This is a genomic window from Microbispora sp. CL1-1 (genome assembly GCF_012034195.1).
GTDB lineage: Bacteria > Actinomycetota > Actinomycetes > Streptosporangiales > Streptosporangiaceae > Microbispora.
In genome coordinates this window covers 297194-313480 of sequence record NZ_JAATEK010000002.1, presented here as the reverse complement: position 1 = coordinate 313480, position 16287 = coordinate 297194, and the positions used below count along the sequence as shown (strand labels likewise).

Annotated in this window: 18 protein-coding genes; 10 read left to right on the top strand and 8 right to left on the bottom strand. The window is 71.4% G+C overall.

Going from position 1 to position 16287, the window contains the following annotated elements:
• Window positions 1-107 precede the first annotated feature (107 nt).
• Complete coding sequence (locus tag HCK04_RS03820) at window positions 108-1286, bottom strand: ROK family transcriptional regulator (protein ID WP_142645459.1); 1179 nt, start codon at window positions 1284-1286, stop codon at window positions 108-110.
• A 270-nt stretch (window positions 1287-1556) separates the two neighbouring features.
• On the opposite strand from HCK04_RS03820, the gene hemG reads away from it, so the two are divergent.
• The 3 genes from hemG to HCK04_RS03805 all read left to right on the top strand — a co-directional run bounded on the left by hemG (window position 1557) and on the right by HCK04_RS03805 (window position 4703).
• Complete coding sequence (gene hemG, locus HCK04_RS03815) at window positions 1557-2987, top strand: protoporphyrinogen oxidase (RefSeq protein WP_142645458.1); 1431 nt, start codon at window positions 1557-1559, stop codon at window positions 2985-2987.
• Window positions 2988-3239: 252 nt separating this feature from the next.
• A complete protein-coding gene (hemQ, locus tag HCK04_RS03810) occupies window positions 3240-3941 on the top strand; it encodes a hydrogen peroxide-dependent heme synthase (protein WP_142645457.1) in 702 nt (233 codons plus the stop codon).
• Window positions 3942-4178: 237 nt separating this feature from the next.
• Entirely contained in the window at window positions 4179-4703 is a 525-nt protein-coding gene (locus tag HCK04_RS03805) for a hypothetical protein (protein ID WP_142645456.1), read from the top strand.
• Between the two features lie 3 nt (window positions 4704-4706).
• On the opposite strand, the gene msrB is transcribed toward HCK04_RS03805, so the two are convergent.
• Window positions 4707-5108, bottom strand: a complete 402-nt coding sequence (gene msrB, locus HCK04_RS03800) for a peptide-methionine (R)-S-oxide reductase MsrB (protein ID WP_142645455.1) — start codon at window positions 5106-5108, stop codon at window positions 4707-4709.
• A gap of 410 nt (window positions 5109-5518) precedes the next feature.
• Here msrB and ligD point away from each other — a divergent pair, with 410 nt between their 5' ends.
• The 3 genes from ligD to HCK04_RS03785 all read left to right on the top strand — a co-directional run bounded on the left by ligD (window position 5519) and on the right by HCK04_RS03785 (window position 7282).
• Window positions 5519-6514 (top strand): non-homologous end-joining DNA ligase, encoded by a 996-nt coding sequence (gene ligD / locus HCK04_RS03795; RefSeq protein WP_142645454.1) that lies wholly within the window; start codon window positions 5519-5521, stop codon window positions 6512-6514.
• A 246-nt stretch (window positions 6515-6760) separates the two neighbouring features.
• Complete coding sequence (locus HCK04_RS03790; protein ID WP_168065622.1) at window positions 6761-6928, top strand: hypothetical protein; 168 nt, start codon at window positions 6761-6763, stop codon at window positions 6926-6928.
• A gap of 72 nt (window positions 6929-7000) precedes the next feature.
• Window positions 7001-7282: a hypothetical protein gene (locus HCK04_RS03785; RefSeq protein ID WP_142645453.1), complete on the top strand. Its 282-nt coding sequence runs from the start codon at window positions 7001-7003 to the stop codon at window positions 7280-7282.
• A gap of 90 nt (window positions 7283-7372) precedes the next feature.
• Here the strand turns inward: HCK04_RS03785 and HCK04_RS03780 are convergent, their stop codons facing one another.
• Window positions 7373-7513, bottom strand: a complete 141-nt coding sequence (locus HCK04_RS03780) for a hypothetical protein (RefSeq protein WP_168065620.1) — start codon at window positions 7511-7513, stop codon at window positions 7373-7375.
• A 236-nt stretch (window positions 7514-7749) separates the two neighbouring features.
• Here HCK04_RS03780 and HCK04_RS03775 point away from each other — a divergent pair, with 236 nt between their 5' ends.
• Entirely contained in the window at window positions 7750-8115 is a 366-nt protein-coding gene (locus tag HCK04_RS03775; protein WP_142645452.1) for a DUF2267 domain-containing protein, read from the top strand.
• A gap of 164 nt (window positions 8116-8279) precedes the next feature.
• Window positions 8280-9155 carry a Gfo/Idh/MocA family oxidoreductase gene (locus HCK04_RS03770; RefSeq protein WP_142645451.1) on the top strand — a complete coding sequence of 292 codons (876 nt, stop codon included), beginning with the start codon at window positions 8280-8282 and terminating at the stop codon, window positions 9153-9155.
• Between the two features lie 33 nt (window positions 9156-9188).
• On the opposite strand, the gene HCK04_RS03765 is transcribed toward HCK04_RS03770, so the two are convergent.
• Complete coding sequence (locus HCK04_RS03765; protein ID WP_142645450.1) at window positions 9189-10049, bottom strand: tyrosinase family protein; 861 nt, start codon at window positions 10047-10049, stop codon at window positions 9189-9191.
• 395 nt (window positions 10050-10444) lie between these two features.
• On the opposite strand from HCK04_RS03765, the gene HCK04_RS03760 reads away from it, so the two are divergent.
• Both HCK04_RS03760 and HCK04_RS03755 read left to right on the top strand, forming a co-directional pair.
• Window positions 10445-11182, top strand: coding sequence for a pyrimidine reductase family protein (locus tag HCK04_RS03760; protein ID WP_185948913.1), 738 nt, complete (start codon window positions 10445-10447; stop codon window positions 11180-11182).
• 16 nt (window positions 11183-11198) lie between these two features.
• Window positions 11199-12275 (top strand): ATP-dependent DNA ligase, encoded by a 1077-nt coding sequence (locus tag HCK04_RS03755; RefSeq protein ID WP_142645562.1) that lies wholly within the window; start codon window positions 11199-11201, stop codon window positions 12273-12275.
• Window positions 12276-12334: 59 nt separating this feature from the next.
• Here HCK04_RS03755 and HCK04_RS03750 read toward each other — a convergent pair whose 3' ends face one another.
• The 4 genes from HCK04_RS03750 to HCK04_RS03730 form a co-directional block, all read right to left on the bottom strand.
• On the bottom strand, window positions 12335-12643 hold the full coding sequence (locus HCK04_RS03750; RefSeq protein WP_142625312.1) for an AzlD domain-containing protein: 309 nt from the start codon (window positions 12641-12643) through the stop codon (window positions 12335-12337).
• Window positions 12640-13509, bottom strand: coding sequence for an AzlC family ABC transporter permease (locus HCK04_RS40915; RefSeq protein WP_260617091.1), 870 nt, complete (start codon window positions 13507-13509; stop codon window positions 12640-12642). Before HCK04_RS40915 ends, HCK04_RS03750 begins: the two co-directional genes overlap by 4 nt.
• 102 nt (window positions 13510-13611) lie before the next feature.
• Window positions 13612-15732 (bottom strand): glycogen debranching protein GlgX, encoded by a 2121-nt coding sequence (glgX, locus tag HCK04_RS03735; protein ID WP_142645449.1) that lies wholly within the window; start codon window positions 15730-15732, stop codon window positions 13612-13614.
• A gap of 114 nt (window positions 15733-15846) precedes the next feature.
• A complete protein-coding gene (locus tag HCK04_RS03730; protein WP_142625310.1) occupies window positions 15847-16275 on the bottom strand; it encodes an OsmC family protein in 429 nt (142 codons plus the stop codon).
• Window positions 16276-16287 lie beyond the last annotated feature (12 nt).

Below are 16287 nucleotides of genomic sequence, written 5' to 3'. Positions count from 1 at the left end.
GCTCAACTCGCGCATGCTCAACTCGCGCATGCTCAACTCGCGCATGCTCAACTCGCGCGTGCACCCATGGCGCGTGCCCATCTCACGCGTGCCGACTCGGGGCGTGCCTACTCGGCAGAGAAGACGTGGTCGCTGATCAGCCGGGTCGCCCCGATGATCCCGGCCGTGTCGCCGAGCTCGGACAGCACGATGGGCAGGTTGCCGGTCGCCAGCGGCAGCGAGCGCTGGTAGACGACGCTGCGGATCTCCGCGAGCAACGCGTGGCCCAGACCGGCCACCCCGCCCCCGATGATCACCAGGCCGGGGTTGAAGAAGCTCACGAGCGACGCCAGCACCATGCCCACGTGCCGCCCGCCCTCACGGATCATCCGTACGGCGGCGGCGTCTCCCGAGGCCACCGCGGCGGCGACGTCCTCCGCCGTCAGCACGCCTTCCTGCGCGAGCCGTTCGGCCAGGAAGGGGGAGTCGCCCGACTCCGCGGCGGCCCGGGCGTCGCGGGCCAGCGCCGCGCCGCCGAAGTAGGCCTCCAGGCAGCCGGTGTTGCCGCAGGTGCACACCGGGCCGTCGTCGGACACCCGGATGTGGCCGATGTCACCGGCGCTGCCGGTCACCCCGCGGTAGATCTCGCCGTCCACCACGATGCCGCAGCCGATGCCGGTTCCGATCTTCACGAGCAGGAAGTCGCCGACGGCCCTGGCCAGGCCCGCGTGCAGCTCGCCCAGTGCCATGATGTTCACGTCGTTGTCCACGAGCACCGGGCAGCCGAACTCGCGGCTCAGCGTCTCCCGTACGGGGAAGCGGTCCCAGCCCGGCATGATCGGGGGCGAGACCGGCGTCCTGTCGAGGAAGCTCACCGGGCCGGGGACCCCGATCCCGACGCCGTGGATCTCGGTCGTCTCGCCGGTCCGCAGCTTGCCGACCAGTTCAAGGGCCTGCTCCAGCACGGCCTCGGGGCCGTCGCGCACGTCGGCCGGTTTCGACAGGTGGCCGAGCACCTCCAGCTCGCCGTTGGTCACCCCGACGTCGATGGATGTGGCGCCGATGTCGATCCCGACGAACCGCAGGTGTGAGGCGACCCGTACGATGCCCGACCGGCGGCCGCCTCGCGAGGCGGCGAGCCCGCCCGACTCGATGAGGTTCAGCTTGGCGAGCCGGTCGAGCTCGAGTGCGAGCTTCGACGGTGACAGGCGGGCCACCTCGCCGAGTTCGGCGCGTGAACGCGCGCCGTCCTGACGCAGGAGGCGCAGGATCCGCGACTGGTGCGGGTTCTCGGGGCGAGCCGTCATTCGCTTCCGCTCTTCGGTCGGGGACTCGGGATGCCTGTCCAGAAGTGACTGGACTTCTGCTCTTACTACAACAACTTTATTACAGGGAACCGTTACTTTTTGCCCGTCAGGTGAAAAGTTTCTGAGAATCTTGCGTTCCTGTCTGATTTGTCGGTTGGCGTCCGAGGTGTGGCCATACATGCTCCCGCCGAGGTGGCCGGGCGCCCGTTTCCCGCGGACACGCCCCGCGCCGGTGCGGGACCCGGCCGTACGGGCCGGTAGCTTTTCCCCATGGACGAGATTGCGGGTCGTCATGTGGTCGTCGTCGGCGGGGGCATCGCGGGTCTGGCCGCGGCGCTGCACCTCAACCGGGCCGACGCCGGCCTGCGGGTGACAGTGCTGGAGGCGGCGCCGAGGATCGGCGGCAAGCTGTACGCGTCGCAGGTGGCGGGGATCGAGGTCGACGCGGGCGCCGAGTCGATGCTGGCGCGGCGGCCCGAGGGCAAGGAGCTGGCCCGGCTGGCCGGCCTCGGCGACGACCTGGTGGACCCCGGCACGACCCGGGCCGCCGTCCTGTCGCGCGGTGCGCTGCGCCCGCTGCCCCGGGAGCAGGTGATGGGCGTGCCCTCCGACGTGGTCGCGCTCGCGCGCTCGGGCGTCCTGTCGCCGGCCGGGCTCGCCCGGGTGCCCCTCGACCAGTTCCTGCCACCCACGCTCGTGACCGGGGACGTCTCCGTCGCGGCGTACATCCGGGCCCGGATGGGGAGCGAGGTCGTCGACCGGCTGGTCGAGCCGCTGCTCGGCGGCGTCTACGCGGGCCGGGCCGACATGTTGTCGCTGGACGCGACCATGCCGCGGATCGCCGCCGTCGCCCGCACCGAGCGGTCGCTGCTGCAGGCGGCCCGGAGCATCACGGCCGAGGCCCCCGCGAACGCCGGGCCGGTCTTCACCACGCTCAGGAACGGCATGGGCGCGCTGCCCGCCGCGGTGGCCAAGGAGTCGGGCGCGCAGATCCGCACCGGCGTCACCGTCCGCGACCTGATCAGGACGCCGGACGGCTGGCGGCTGGTGACCGGTCCCACCAGGGACGAGGAGACGATCGACGCCGATGCCGTCGTCCTCGCGGTGCCGGCGCGGCCCGCCTCCCGCCTGCTGCGCCGTGAGGTGCCGAAGGCGGCGGCGGAACTGGCCGCGATCGAGTACGCCAGCATGGCGATCGTGACCCTCGCCTATCCCCGGACGGCGTTCCCCGAGCCGCCGGAGGGCAGCGGCTACCTCGTGCCGCCGGTCGAGGGCAGGCCGGTCAAGGCGGCGACGTTCAGCAGCGTCAAGTGGCCCCACCTCGCCGAGGCCGACCGCAACGTCCTGATCGTGCGGTGCTCGATCGGCCGCCTGGGCGAGGAGCTCGTGCTCCAGCGTGACGACGCCGAGCTGACGGCACTGGCGATGAACGAGATGGCCGAGGTCATGGGCGTGCGGGGGCTGCCGCTCGACACCCGGGTCACCCGCTGGGGCGGCGGGCTCCCGCAGTACGACGTGGGCCACCTCGACCGGGTCGCCCGCGTACGCGCCGCGATCGCCGGGCAGCCCGGCCTCGCCGTCTGCGGCGCCGCGTACGAGGGCGTCGGCATCCCGGCCTGTATCGCGACCGCGCGCACCGCCGCCAAGCTCGTGCTCGAGCACCTGCGGCAGGCACAGGGGACGACGGCCGCGGACGCCTGACGGGAGGCGGTGATCGTCCGGCGGGCGAGCGGCGAGGACGTCTGAGGGGACCGGCGGGGACGTCCGAGAGGCGGCGGGGACGTCCGAGAGGCGGCGGGGACGTCCGAGAGGCGGCGGGGACGTCCGAGAGGCGGCGGGGACGTCCGAGAGGCGGCGGGGAGGCCCGCCGCCGATGCCTCCGGGCGGTGCCGGCGCGGTTGATCGGCGGCACCCCGAGGCCGGACCGCCGCCCCCTACCGGCAGAATGGAGGCATGACGGAGCCTGCCCCGCGGCCCAAGGCACGCGATCTCAATCTGGTCATTCGCTACACGATGTGGTCGGTCTTCCGGCTGCGCGACCAGCTTCCCGCCGCCCGTGAGGGCGTGGCCGACGAGGTCGAGGAGCTGCTCGCGCAGGCGGCGGGCAAGGACGTGACGACCCGAGGCTGCTACGACGTGGCCGGGTTCCGCGCCGACGCCGACTTCATGTTCTGGTGGCACGCCCCCACGCCCGAAGACCTGCAGGAGACCTACACCCGCTTCCGCCGCACCGCCCTCGGGCGCGCGAGCGAGCCGGTGTGGTCGGCCATGGCCCTGCACCGCCCGGCCGAGTTCAACAAGTCCCACATCCCGGCCTTCCTCGCGGATGAGGAGCCCAAGGGCTTCGTCTGCGTCTACCCCTTCGTACGGTCCCTGGAGTGGTACCTGCTGGAGGACTCCGAGCGGCGCAGGATGCTGGCCGAGCACGGCAAGATGGCGCGCGAGTATCCCGACGTGCGGTCCAACACGGTCGCCTGCTTCGCGCTCAACGACTACGAGTGGATGCTGGCGTTCGAGGCCGACGAGCTGCACCGCATCGTCGACCTGATGCGCCACCTGCGCGGAGCCGAGGCGCGGCGGCACACCAGGGTCGAGATCCCCTTCTACACCGGCACCCGCAAGCCGGTCAGCGAGCTCGTCGCCGCGCTGCCCTAGCCATGCCCTTACAGCCACCCGCCCGGTGCCCCGGGCGGGTGGGCCCTGGCGTGCTGGAGCGACGCAAGGGACATTTAGGTTGATCTCGCGCGAAGCGTCGGAAACGGTCTTGGCGGCCCGAAGTCTTTGCCATACTGTGACGAAGAATCGACGTCTAGGTGAGGCAGAGTGGCTAGCGGGCTGGCACGTTCCAGGGGGCGCCGCCGCAAGAGGCGGGCCCGTTCGCACGTTGTCGAGGTGTCTCTTGGGGTGGCCGCCTTCGCCGTCGGGGCCGTGGCCATCGCCTGGCCGCTGTCGCGTTCCGGCGCGGAGCCGCGGCACGTGGTCGCCGCGCCGGCGCCGCACGCGTCCCCGGCCGGCGAGCTGACCGTCGCCAGCGTCGAAACCGACAAGAAGCCGGCCACCAAGCGGGACAAGAAGGCGGCGGAACAGAAGGCGTCCGGACGGTCGAAATACACCGACACCAAGGCGGAGGCCTACTTCCGCAGCAGGTGGAGCGACAAGACCGCCAAGCGCGTCAAGGACATCCGCACCGAGGGCGGCTACCTGCGCATCTACACGAACCTCCCGGAGAACGCCGGCAACTCCAAGACCGCGATCACGCTGTGCAAACGCGGCCTGGAGTATCTGGCAGAGCGGGGGGAGTCCAACCCCGTCGTGTTCGTCCAGGCGAGGTTCGGCGAGAACGGCAACCCCGTCCTCGCCAACGTCCTCGGCCCGGACGACGACGACTGCCGGGTCACCTACCCCAAGCCGAAATAGGCGTCACTCGCCCGGCTGCAGCGTCAGGCAGACGGAGTTGATGCAGTAGCGGTCGTCGGTCGGCGTGGGATAGCCCTCGCCGTGGAACACGTGCCCGAGGTGCGAGTCGCAGCGGGCGCAGCGGACCTCCACCCGGCGCATGCCGAGCGAGTCGTCCTCGTGCAGGGTCACGGCCTGCGACTCGGACGGCTCGTAGAACGACGGCCAGCCGCAGTGCGACTCGAACTTCGTCTCCGACCGGAACAGCTCCGCCCCGCAGGCGCGACAGGAGTAGACGCCGACCGTCTTGGTGTCGACGTACTCGCCGCTGAACGGGCGCTCGGTCCCCGCCTGCCGGAGGACCCGGTACTCCTCGGGGGAAAGCTGCGCGCGCCACTCGGCGTCGCTCTTGATTACCTTCTCCATGCTCACCACCCTGCCTTCGTGGGCCCCTCGCGGGGATTACGAAGTGGGAAACTCCGCGGACGCCCCGGATCTTCCCCGCACATGTTGACGAGGCGGAGCATCCTTTCCCAGGTCTTCCGGCGTCTTCATTGACGAGGGGGTTGATCGCCGTCACCCGCGCGGGGGCGGTCACCCACACCGCCGTCAGGGCGGCGAGGCACCCGACCCGTGCTGGACGCCGCCGGACGGCGAGAGGAGGCCGCCCGCGGGCGGCCGTCGTGGTCCGTCCCGTCGCGTGCGGCGCAGTCCGAACGCGAGCGCGCCGTACGCGACCACGTGCCTGCGCCGGGAGGGCGCGGCCGTGGGAGCGCCCGGTCCGGCCGCCGTCGGCAGCCCGGGACGGACCCCCTCATCCGGGTAGTGTCACGTGCATGGCTTCGCCGTACATCGAGATAGAGGTGGGTGGCCGCACCGTCAAGGTCACCAATCCGGACAAGGTCTACTTCCCCGAGGCAGGCGCCAACAAGCGCGACCTGGTGGAGTACTACGTGAGCGTGGGGGACGGCGTGCTGCGCGCCCTGCGGGAGCGGCCGACCTACCTCAAGCGGCACCCCGACGGCGTCGGCACCGACGCCATCTACCAGAAGCGGATGCCCCGGCATCCCGACTGGATCGAGACCGTCACGGTGCGCTTCCCCAGCGGGCGTACGGCCGACGCGTTCTGCCCGACCGAGGTGGCGGCCATCGCGTGGTGCGCCAACCTCGGCACCATCGACTTCCACCCGTGGCCCGCCCGCCGCGCCGACCTCGACCACCCCGACGAGCTGCGCATCGACATCGACCCGCAGCCCGGCACGTCGTTCGAGCAGGCCCGTCAGGTGGCCTTCACCGTGAAGGAGATCCTCGACGAGCTCGGTATGACGGGCTTCCCCAAGACCTCGGGCAGCCGCGGCATCCACGTGAACATACGCATCGAGCCGCGCTGGACCTTCACCGAGGTGCGGTACGCCGCGATCGCCTTCGCCCGCGAGGTCGAGCGCCGCTCGGACCTCGCGACGAGCGCCTGGTGGAAGGAGGAGCGGGGGGAGAAGGTCTTCATCGACTACAACCAGAACGCCCGCGACCGCACGGTGGTGGCCGCCTACTCGGTCCGCGCGCGGCCCGACGCCCGGGTCTCGGCCCCCGTGACCTGGGATGAGCTGGCCGGCTGCGACCCGCGCGACTTCGACATCAGAACCATGCCGAAGCGGTTCGCCGAGCTGGGCGACGTGCACCGGGCGATCGACGACCACGCCTTCGGCATCGGCACGCTGCTGGAGTGGTACGACGCCGACGAGCGGGGCGACATGCCCTATCCGCCGAACTACCCCAAGATGCCCGGCGAGCCGAGGCGCGTCCAGCCCAGCAAGGCGAGGCCGTCCGGCTGATCGTGACTCGCCGGGCGGTGTTTTTGTCCCACTGTCTCTGCTCTTGATCGGCTCTTGCATTCCCGCCCGGTGTCCCTGGAGACGGGTGCGGGGATGGTCCTGGCGAGCGCTCGCCGACGGGGGAGCGGGCGCTCGTCCCCGGGCAAGACCGCGCACGGACGAACCTGGAACACCCGAGCCTCGCCCTCACACCGCTGCCGAGGGCGGGGCCGTTGTGCACACGACCGAGCAGGGGGAGACAACCGCATGTGCCTGAGCTGCGGCTACGGCGAGCCCGACGACGATCGTGGGGATACCGGCCACATCACCTGGACGGATCCGCGGAATGCCTCCGGGGCCGTGGACAACGGCCCGGAGCAGGCCGCCGGCGACATCGGGTCCGGGACGGACGCCCTCGGCACGCCGCCTTCCTGACGCCCGGCCGGTTTCCCCTGTCCGGAACAGCTGGAAGCCGCCGCTAGACCGATATGTATGGAGAGTGACCAAGTGACGACACCGGTCAAGAGGATCACGATGTCCAAGCCGTTCTGCGCCCTCGCGGGCGTCGGGCCGTACGCCCTGGCCAAGGCGGGCGAGGTGTACGAGGACATGGCCCTCCGCGGGCGCAGGATCGTGAGCAGGATGAGCCGGGAGGCCGCGCAGGAGTTCGAGGAGACCGCGCACGAGCTGGAGGGCCTCTCCAGGTCCGCCCGCCAGCAGGAGAGGCAGGAGCGGGAGACCGTCGGTACGGCGACGGGCCGGAGCCGCACCGCGACTACCAGGGCGTAATGTGCGTCCTACGGCGGTCCCGCCCTCTTACCCGAGGGTGGGACCGCACTAGGCGCGCGTTCGCGGGCGCTCGTTCCTCCCCGCGGGCTCTCAGCCGTGAGGCCCGAAGACAGGGGTCATCGGGAAGGTGATGCGGTGGGTGTCGCCGCCCTTCGAACCGCCTGCCTCGACCACTTCGAACGCCAGCTCGCCGTCATCGCCGTTACGGCTGTTCTGGACCAGGATCTCCACCTCGACCGTGCCGACGCATCTCCTCGCCCATGACCTCAGCCCTGATGCGGGCCTTGCCGATCTCGCCTCGGATCACGTCCATCGCGCGTCGCCCCTTGCGAACGGCCAGACCCGAACGGCCAGACCTCGGTGTCGTTTCCGCTCACAAGCCAGAGGTGCCGGGGACCTCGACATGTATCGCTCCAAGCGGTCCGCCTGCTCGGTGTCGGGAGGACACCGGTGGGAATGGAGCCAGGATGGACCACAGGGACTTCTTCGGCAGGGTGGCCGAGCGCAGCGGCCTGTCGCGCGAGGAGGCGGCGGATCTGAGCCGCGCGACACTGGAGCTCCTGGGAGACCGGCTCAGCGCCACGGAGGCTCAGCATCTCGCGTTCGAACTTCCGGAGCCTCTCCGGGAGTCGGTCCACGTCAGTGATTCGATCCAGCGGCTCGGTTTCCGCGAGTTCGTCGTGCTGATCGGCAAACGCACAGGGCTGACCGAGGAGGAGGCGAGGGGAGGGATCCGGGCCGTCCTGCTGACGCTGCGGGACGCTGTTCCGGACGAGACCTTCGACCATGCCATGTCGCAGCTGCCGGCCGAGTTCCAGCAGGCCGCGGAGTAAGCCGTACGGCCGGGGCGGTGCGGTCAGGGCGGTGCGGTCAGGGCGGTGCGGTCAGTGGTGAAAGCTCGCCCCCTCCTAGCCGGCGGTGCGCACGGCGTCCTCCCAGGTCGATTCCCACACCCCTACGCGCCCCGGGCCGGGAGGCGGTGCCTACAGTGGACGGTATGGCTATCGCCATCGGCCTCGTCGGTGCGGGCCGCCGGGCGGCGGAGGTGCACGCACCAGCCATCGCGGCGTGTCCAGAAGCGCGCTTCGCGGGCGTGTGGGCGCGATCGCCGGGTCCCACGCAGGCGCTCGCGGCGCAGTACGGCGTGCCGGCGTGCGGCCGCTTCGAGGACCTGCTCGACCACTGCGAGGCGGTGGTGTTCGCCGTGCCGCCTCCCGTCCAGCCCTACCTGGCGGAGGTCGCGGCGGGGCAGGGCAAGGCACTGCTCCTGGAACGGCCCGTCGCGGGCGACCTGGCCGGCGCGGAGCGTCTGGCCGAGGCCGCCGGACCCACGGTCTCGCAGCTCGCGCTGCTCTGGCGTTACTCGGCGACGGTCCGCCACTTCCTGACCGACGCGGTTCCGAAGACCTTTCCGAAGGGGGCCAGCGGTCTGGTCGTCACGACAGCTCCGCCCGATCCGCGCCCATGGCGCAGAGGATTGAGCGTGCTGCGCGGGGACCTCGGCCCCGATCTCCTGGATCTCCTCGACGCCGCGCTCGGCCGTGTGATCGGCGTTCACGCGCACGGCCAGCCGACCGGCTGGTTCGGGATGATGTTCGAGCATGAGGGCGGGACCTACAGCGAGGTCTCCATGTACACCTCGCCCGAGCCCGTCAGGGAGCGCGCCGAGATCGAGGTGTTCGGCTCCGGCGGCGTGGCGGCCGTCGACGGCGTGGCCGCCGTCGGCAGGGAGGCCGTCGACACCATGTACCGCGAGTTCGCGGACGCCGCCGGGCACCGCCGGCGGCACGAGCTGGACGCGGCCCGCGGCCTGCACCTTCAGCAGGTGATCGAGGCGGTGGAGAGCGACCTGCTCCACCGTGACGACGACTGAGCGCGCCGCCTGTCGCCGGCCGCCCGGACGAGGTCAGCGCGTGCGCGGCCACACGCCGTCGTAGCGGTAACCCAGCTTCTCGACGTCCAGGACGTTCGCGACCTTCTCGCTGTACCGGGGCAGGCGGCTGGACTCGGTGACGTTCCCGTACGCCGACCGGATCGGGGCACCGGGATGGCGGGTGCGCCATGTGTGCCACAGCAGGTCGCCGAAGCAGGCGATGACCCAATACAAGGGGTCGTTCGGGGCGGAGGGCAGGGCCAGGTCGCCTCCGATGCCCATCTGCACCGCGCCGATGTGAACCTCCATCTGCATGTTGAACACCTGGAAGTCCGGATTTTTCAGCATGTTCACGATGAGATCGGGCGAGGCCCACGCGGGGATCTTCCCGCCGTCGGCGTAGGAACGCCGGAGCGGATGAGGTCGTGGGATTCTGGCCGTCCACCCGGCGAACGCACCGTTGAGCACGGCCTGATCGTGTTTCGCGTCGCCGTTTCCCCCGAAATACTCCTTCGACAGCACCACCGAGCGGTGCGGCGACCGGCTGTCGCGCGTCCAGTCCCAGTACGGCACGGACACGGCCGGATCGATGCGCTGGAGCTCCCGCTCGAAGTGCAGGAGATATCTACGCTGCCACGGCAGGAAGAAGCCGTTGGCGTGGGTGGCCGCGAACTGCTCGGTGTAGGCGTTGACCAGCGCGTCGTAGGTCCCCCGTGCCTTCAGTGTGCGCACCGCCCGGACGAACGCCTCCCACTGCTCCTTGGGCAGGTCGCCGATCCGCCGGCGTACCGTGACCGGGGCCGCGTGCGCCGCCGGGCCGCGCACCCCGAACGCGATCGCCGCCGTTCCCCACACCGCCGACGCCAGCATCTCCCGCCTGCTCGGCCCGCGCATATGTCCGCCCCCCGGATGTCCTCGAATCACATGGCCTGTTGCGACCGGCCGAAAGATTAGAACGGCGAAGCCGCCTGACCGTGAATTTCGCGCCGTGTCGGGGTGCCGGGAGGGGACGAAACGAACATCGGGGGAGTGATCGCCGGGCCAGGAGAGGCGATCACTCGGCGGAGAGCGTGTGGACGAGCCGGGCGACCGGGCGGCGCCGCACCATCCGCGGGCACGGCCACGGGAGCGGGCCCTGGCCGGGCGACCGGGCGGCGCCGCACCGTCCGCGGGCAGGGCCACCGGGACAGCGGGCTCTGGCCGGGGGATCGCCGGCCCGGCCGGTGGCGGCACCCCGGGCACGGGGCGTCGCGGCGGGGTTGTCGGTGCCGTGTGCCACTGTAGGAAGCGTGCGCCGCATCCACCCCTACGCCGAGGACGAGCCGGACATCCCCGCCGCCTACGCCTATCCGCGCGACCACTGGCTGCGCCTCAACATGGTGAGCAGCGCCGACGGCGCGGCCTGGGTCGAGGGCCACTCGGAGGGCCTGTCCGGCCGGGCCGACAAGCGGATCTTCGGAGTGCTGCGCGGCCTGGCCGACGTGGTGCTGGCCGGGGCCGCCACCGTCCGCACGGAGGGATACCGGCCGGCCCGCCCGCGCGAGTCGTGGCGGGCCCTGCGGGAGGGCAGGCCCCCGGCGCCGCCCATCGCCGTCGTCACCCGCCGCCTCGACCTCGACCTCGGCAGTGAGCTGTTCACCGAGGCGGAGCCGTACGCCCGGACGATCGTGATCACGACCGAGTCGGCGCCGAAGGACCGCCGCGAGGAGGCGGCCGCGAGGGCCGACGTCATCGTCGCGGGCGAGGAGACGGTCGATCTCGCGACCGCCGTCGGCGAGCTGCGCGCCCGGGGGCTCGGCCGTGTTCTGTGCGAGGGCGGCCCCCGGGTGAACGCGCAGCTTGCCGCCGCCGGCCTGGTCGACGAGCTGGCGCTGACCGTGAGCCCGCTGCTGACCGGCGGCGACGCGGCGCGCATACTGGACGGCGTCGCATCGCACACGCCGCTGACCCTCGCCCAGGTGCTCGAAGATGACGGCTTCCTCTTCTGCCGATACATCAGGGAGGCGCAGGATGAAGCTTCCGGTTGAGCCGGAGATCCCCGGTCTGGATCTGCCGGTCGTGCCGCCGGTCGCGCCGATGCTCGCCAAGGCCGTCAAGGGGCTGCCGAAGCAGGACGGCACGCTCTTCTACGAGCCGAAGTGGGACGGCTTCCGCTGCATCGTCTTCCGCGACGGCGACGAGGTCTTCCTCGGCAGCAGGAACGAGCGGCCCTTCACGCGCTACTTCCCCGAGCTGGTCGAGGCCATCCGGCAGGAGCTGCCGCCCAAGTGCGTCGTGGACGGCGAGATCGTGCTGATCAGGGGCCAGTCGCTCGACTTCGACGCGTTGCAGCAGCGCATCCATCCCGCGCAGTCCCGGGTGCGGCTGCTGGCCGAGAACACGCCGGCGTCCTTCGTCGCCTTCGATCTGCTCGCCACCGGGACGGAGGACCTCATGGAGGCGCCGTTCTCGGCGCGGAGGGCCCGGCTGGAGGAGATGCTGGCGGGCGCGGGCCGGTCCGTACGGCTCACGCCGGTCACCCGGGACGAGAGCCTGGCCGCCGAGTGGTTCGACGCGTTCGAGGGCGCAGGTCTCGACGGCATCGTCGTCAAGCCGGGCGACCAGCCGTACACGCCGGACAAGCGCGTGATGTTCAAGGTCAAGCACGAGAGGACGGCCGACTGCGTGGTGGCGGGCTACCGCGAGCACAAGTCGGGGCCGATCGTCGGCTCGCTGCTGCTCGGGCTCTACTCGCCGGACGGTCGCCTGCACCACGTGGGCGTCGCCGCGTCCTTCCCGATGAAGCGGCGTGAGGAACTCGTCGAGGAGCTCGCGCCCTACCGGGTGGAGGACCTGAGCGAGCATCCGTGGGGACACTGGGCCGAGGTCGCGACGGGCGGCGCGCAGGGCCAGCGCCTGCCCGGCGCCGTGTCGCGGTGGAATGCCAAGAAGGACCTGTCGTTCATCCCGCTGCGGCCGGAACGTGTGGTCGAGGTGGCCTACGACCACATGGAGGGCGACCGGTTCCGGCACACCGCCCAGTTCCGCCGCTGGCGCCCGGACCGCACGCCCGCGTCCTGCACCTACGAACAGCTCGAACGCCCGGTGAGTTACGACCTCGACAGGATCCTCGCCCGCTGACCCGCCGGGCGGCCGACCCGCTGCCCGCCGGCCGGCCCGACCACAAGTAGCTCTGACTTTCAGCCGGTCAGGGCGCGGACGGCGGCGGTGACGACGACGGCGACCGCGACGACCACCAGGAACGGCGCGCGCAGCAGCAGCGCGACGGCCGCCGCGGCGAGCCCGGCGGCCCGGGCGTCGACCACGAGCGTGCGACCGTCGGCGAAGGTCTGCAGGGCGATCAGCGCGGCCAGCGCCGCGATCGGCACCAGCGCGGCCAGCCTGCGGACGAGGGGCCGTTCCAGCACCGCCGCCGGCACCGAAAGGCCAAGCAGCTTCACGGCGTAACAACCGGCCGCCGTGACGACGATCGCGACCCAGACCATCAGCGTCCTCCTTGGGGCGAACGGCGGGTGAGCAGCCGTGACGCGGCCAGCACGGCGGGCGCGGCGAGCACGGCCACAAGCACCGGCACACCTGCGGGCAGGAACGGCACGCAGGCGAGGGCGAGCACCACGGCCAGCACCGCCACCACCGCCTCCGCATGCCGGGCGAGCGGGTCTCGGGCCGCCTGCGGTGTGCGGGGCGCCTCATCGCGTGGTTCCGCGTGGACACCGGGCCGGGCGCGGCCACGGGGTCCGCCGTCATCGGGCGGTTCGGCAGGGGAAGCGGCGGCGGGCCTGGAGGAGGAACGGCCTCGGAGCATGGGCAGGAGCAGGGCGAGGAAGACGGCCGGACCGGCGGCGTCGAGCCCCCACGCCGTCGGATCGCCCAGCGCGGAGGCGCCCAGCGCGCCCAGGAACGTGGTGATGTTCCACCCGGCGTACAGGCTGACCCCGGTGACCGTGAACCCGAGCCGGGCGAGGCGCCGGTCGGGCTGGGCCAGGGCCACGGCGGAGGTTTCGTCGATCACCCACTGCGCGGCGAGCGGGCGGACCGATCCGGGGAGCCCGAGCAGCTGTGACAGCCGCAGCCCATAGAAGGCGTTGCGGACGCCGAGCAGCAGCGCCCCGGCCGCGGCGGCTAGCGGGTTGCCGCCGCTGCCGAGCGCGCCCACCAGCGCGAACTGGGACGCCCCGGTGAACACGAACAGCGACAGCACGCAGGTCTGGACGACGGTCATCCCCGCACCCGCCGAGGTCACGCCGAACGCGAAGCCCGACAAGCCGACGGCAGTGCCGACCCCGAGGGCGTCCCGTACGACTGCCGCCCGGGGTTTCGGCGGCAGACCGGCCTGCACTGGTGTGGTGGTCACCCGCCAGAGAGTAACGAAGCGTGCAGGTATGTCCCTTATGGGTGGGGGTCAAGACGTGCCGGCGGGGACGGCCGTGTGGCGCGCCCGGGCGGCGGGGAGGGTTCAGGCGCCGGTGGAGACCAGGACCCGCATGGACCGGTCGGCGAGACAGACCTTGGCCTCGGCGGGCAGGATCTCCTCGGCGTACGGATCGTCGCGGAGGTCGTCCTCGGCGGTGTCGAGGACGGGACGCCAGGCGGCCCCCAGCTCCGGCCCCGGGAGGGCGAACGTCAGGTTCTCGTGGTGCGCGTTGATCAGCAGCAGGAACGTCTCGTCCCTGATCCGCTCGCCGCGCGGGCCCGGCTCGCTGATCGCGTCGCCGTTGACGTACACCGCCAGCGACTTGGCGTAGCCCGTGTGCCAGTCGCCGTCGGTCATCTCGGTGCCGGACGGCGTGAGCCAGATGATGTCCCTGCTGCCGTCCCCGGGCGAGTGGCCCTGGAAGAACCGGCGTCGCCGGAAGACGGGATGCGCCCGCCGTAACGCGGCCAGGCGGCGGACGAACTCCAGCAGGTCGCCCTCCTGGCGGATCAGCGACCAGTCGATCCAGGAGGTCTCGTTGTCCTGGCAGTAGGCGTTGTTGTTGCCGTGCTGGGTGCGGCCGAACTCGTCGCCCGCCAGCAGCATCGGCACGCCCTGGGACACGAACAGCGTGGTGAGGAGATTGCGCCGCTGCCGCCGGCGCAGCCGTACGATGCCGGGATCCTCCACCGGGCCCTCGGCGCCGCAGTTCCAGGAGCGGTTGTCGTCCGTGCCGTCGCGGTTGCCCTCGCCGTTGGCCTCGTTGTGCTTGTGGTCGTACGACACGAGGTCGTTGAGCGTGAACCCGTCGTGGGCGGTCACGAAGTTGATGGAGGCGACCGGGCGGCGGCCGCTGCTGGCGTACAGGTCGCTGGAGCCGGCCAGGCGCGAGGCGAACTCGGGCAGCGTCCGGGAGGCGCCGCGCCAGAAGTCCCGCACGGAGTCGCGGTATTTGCCGTTCCACTCGGTCCACAACGGCGGGAAGTTGCCGACCTGGTAGCCGCCGGGGCCGACGTCCCACGGCTCGGCGATCAGCTTGACCTGTGAGATCACCGGGTCCTGCTGGATGAGGTCGAAGAACGCGCTCAGCCGGTCGACGTCGTGCAGCTCCCGGGCCAGCGCGGCGGCGAGGTCGAAGCGGAAGCCGTCCACGTGCATGTCGAGCACCCAGTAGCGCAGCGAGTCCATGATCAGCTGGAGCGCGTGGGGCGAGCGGACGTTCAGCGAGTTGCCGCACCCGGTGTAGTCGAGGTAGTAGCGGCGGTCCTCCTCGCGCAGCCGGTAGTAGGCGACGTTGTCGATGCCGCGGAAGCCCAGCGTGGGGCCCATGTGGTCGCCCTCGGCGGTGTGGTTGTAGACGACGTCGAGGATCACCTCGATCCCCGCGTCGTGCAGGGCCCGCACCATCGCCTTGAACTCCTGGACCTGCTCGCCGCGCTGCCCCGAGCTGGCGTACGCGTTGTGCGGCGCCATGTAGGCGATCGTGTTGTAGCCCCAGTAGTTGGTCAGCCCCCGGGCGACCAGGAAGTGCTCGGGCACGAACTGGTGCACGGGCATGAGCTCGACCGCCGTCACGCCGATCGACAACAGATGGTCGATCACGGCAGGGTGCGCGAGCCCGGCGTAGGTGCCCCGCTGCTCCTCGGGTACGGCGGGATGGCGCATGGTCAGGCCGCGCACGTGCGCCTCGTAGATCACCGTCTCGTGGTACGGCGTGCGGGGCGGCCGGTCGTTGCCCCACTCGAAGAACGGGTTCACGACCACGTTCTTCGGCATGTACGGCGCGGAGTCGTCGGTGTTGAGCCGCGCGGGGTCGGCGAAATGGTAGGAGAAGAGCGACTCGTTCCACCGCACCGAGCCCTCGATCGCCTTGGCGTACGGGTCGAGCAGCAGCTTGGACGGATTGCACCGGTGCCCGTGGTCGGGCCGGTAGGGTCCGTGCACGCGGAAGCCGTACCGCTGGCCGGGCATGATCCCGGGCACGTAGCCGTGCCAGACGAACCCGTCGACCTCGGGCAGGTCGACGCGGGTTTCCTCACCCCTGTCGTCGTACAGGCACAGTTCGACCCGCTCGGCCACCTCTGAGAACACCGAGAAGTTGGTGCCCACACCATCCCAGGTGGCGCCGAGCGGGTAGGGCTCTCCAGGCCAAACCTCGCGCATGTAACCTCATTCTCCACTGCTCGGGCGAATCGTGCACGCGCGACGATCGCTGCTCTCGCACCGGAACGCGGGAGCCCCCGCCGGATCCGGTCCGGCGGGGGCTCCCACTGGTGCTCAGCCGACCAGCTCGGCGTTGAGGGTGATCGTCGTGCCGGCGAGCGCCTTGCTCACCGGGCAGTTCGCCTTGGCGGTCTCGGCGGCCTGCTGGAAGTCCTCGGCGGAGATTCCGGGCACCTGCCCGCGGACGGAGATCACGATGCCGGTGATGCCCTCGCCCGGCTGGAAGGTCACGTCCGCGCGGGTCTCCAGCGACTGCGGCGGCGTGCCGGCCTTGGCCAGCCCCGCGGACAGGGCCATCGAGAAGCACGAGGAGTGAGCGGCGGCGATCAGCTCCTCCGGGCTCGTCTTGCCGTTGGCCGCCTCCGCCCGGGAGGGCCAGGAGACGTCGAAGGTGCCGACCCCGGAGGTGTCGAGCGAAACGGTGCCCGAACCGTCGAGCAGTGCGCCCTTCCACTGCGTCGTCGCGGTACGAGTGGTCGCCATGGCGATATCCCT

Bases quoted from the DNA above. Each gene is read 5' to 3' on its own strand.
- HCK04_RS03820 (WP_142645459.1), bottom strand. From the start codon at position 1,286: ATGACGGCTCGCCCCGAGAACCCGCACCAGTCGCGGATCCTGCGCCTC.
- hemG (WP_142645458.1), top strand. From the start codon at position 1,557: ATGGACGAGATTGCGGGTCGTCATGTGGTCGTCGTCGGCGGGGGCATC.
- hemQ (WP_142645457.1), top strand. From the start codon at position 3,240: ATGACGGAGCCTGCCCCGCGGCCCAAGGCACGCGATCTCAATCTGGTC.
- msrB (WP_142645455.1), bottom strand. From the start codon at position 5,108: ATGGAGAAGGTAATCAAGAGCGACGCCGAGTGGCGCGCGCAGCTTTCC.
- ligD (WP_142645454.1), top strand. From the start codon at position 5,519: ATGGCTTCGCCGTACATCGAGATAGAGGTGGGTGGCCGCACCGTCAAG.
- HCK04_RS03790 (WP_168065622.1), top strand. From the start codon at position 6,761: ATGTGCCTGAGCTGCGGCTACGGCGAGCCCGACGACGATCGTGGGGAT.
- HCK04_RS03775 (WP_142645452.1), top strand. From the start codon at position 7,750: ATGGACCACAGGGACTTCTTCGGCAGGGTGGCCGAGCGCAGCGGCCTG.
- HCK04_RS03770 (WP_142645451.1), top strand. From the start codon at position 8,280: ATGGCTATCGCCATCGGCCTCGTCGGTGCGGGCCGCCGGGCGGCGGAG.
- HCK04_RS03765 (WP_142645450.1), bottom strand. From the start codon at position 10,049: ATGCGCGGGCCGAGCAGGCGGGAGATGCTGGCGTCGGCGGTGTGGGGA.
- glgX (WP_142645449.1), bottom strand. From the start codon at position 15,732: ATGCGCGAGGTTTGGCCTGGAGAGCCCTACCCGCTCGGCGCCACCTGG.
- HCK04_RS03730 (WP_142625310.1), bottom strand. From the start codon at position 16,275: ATGGCGACCACTCGTACCGCGACGACGCAGTGGAAGGGCGCACTGCTC.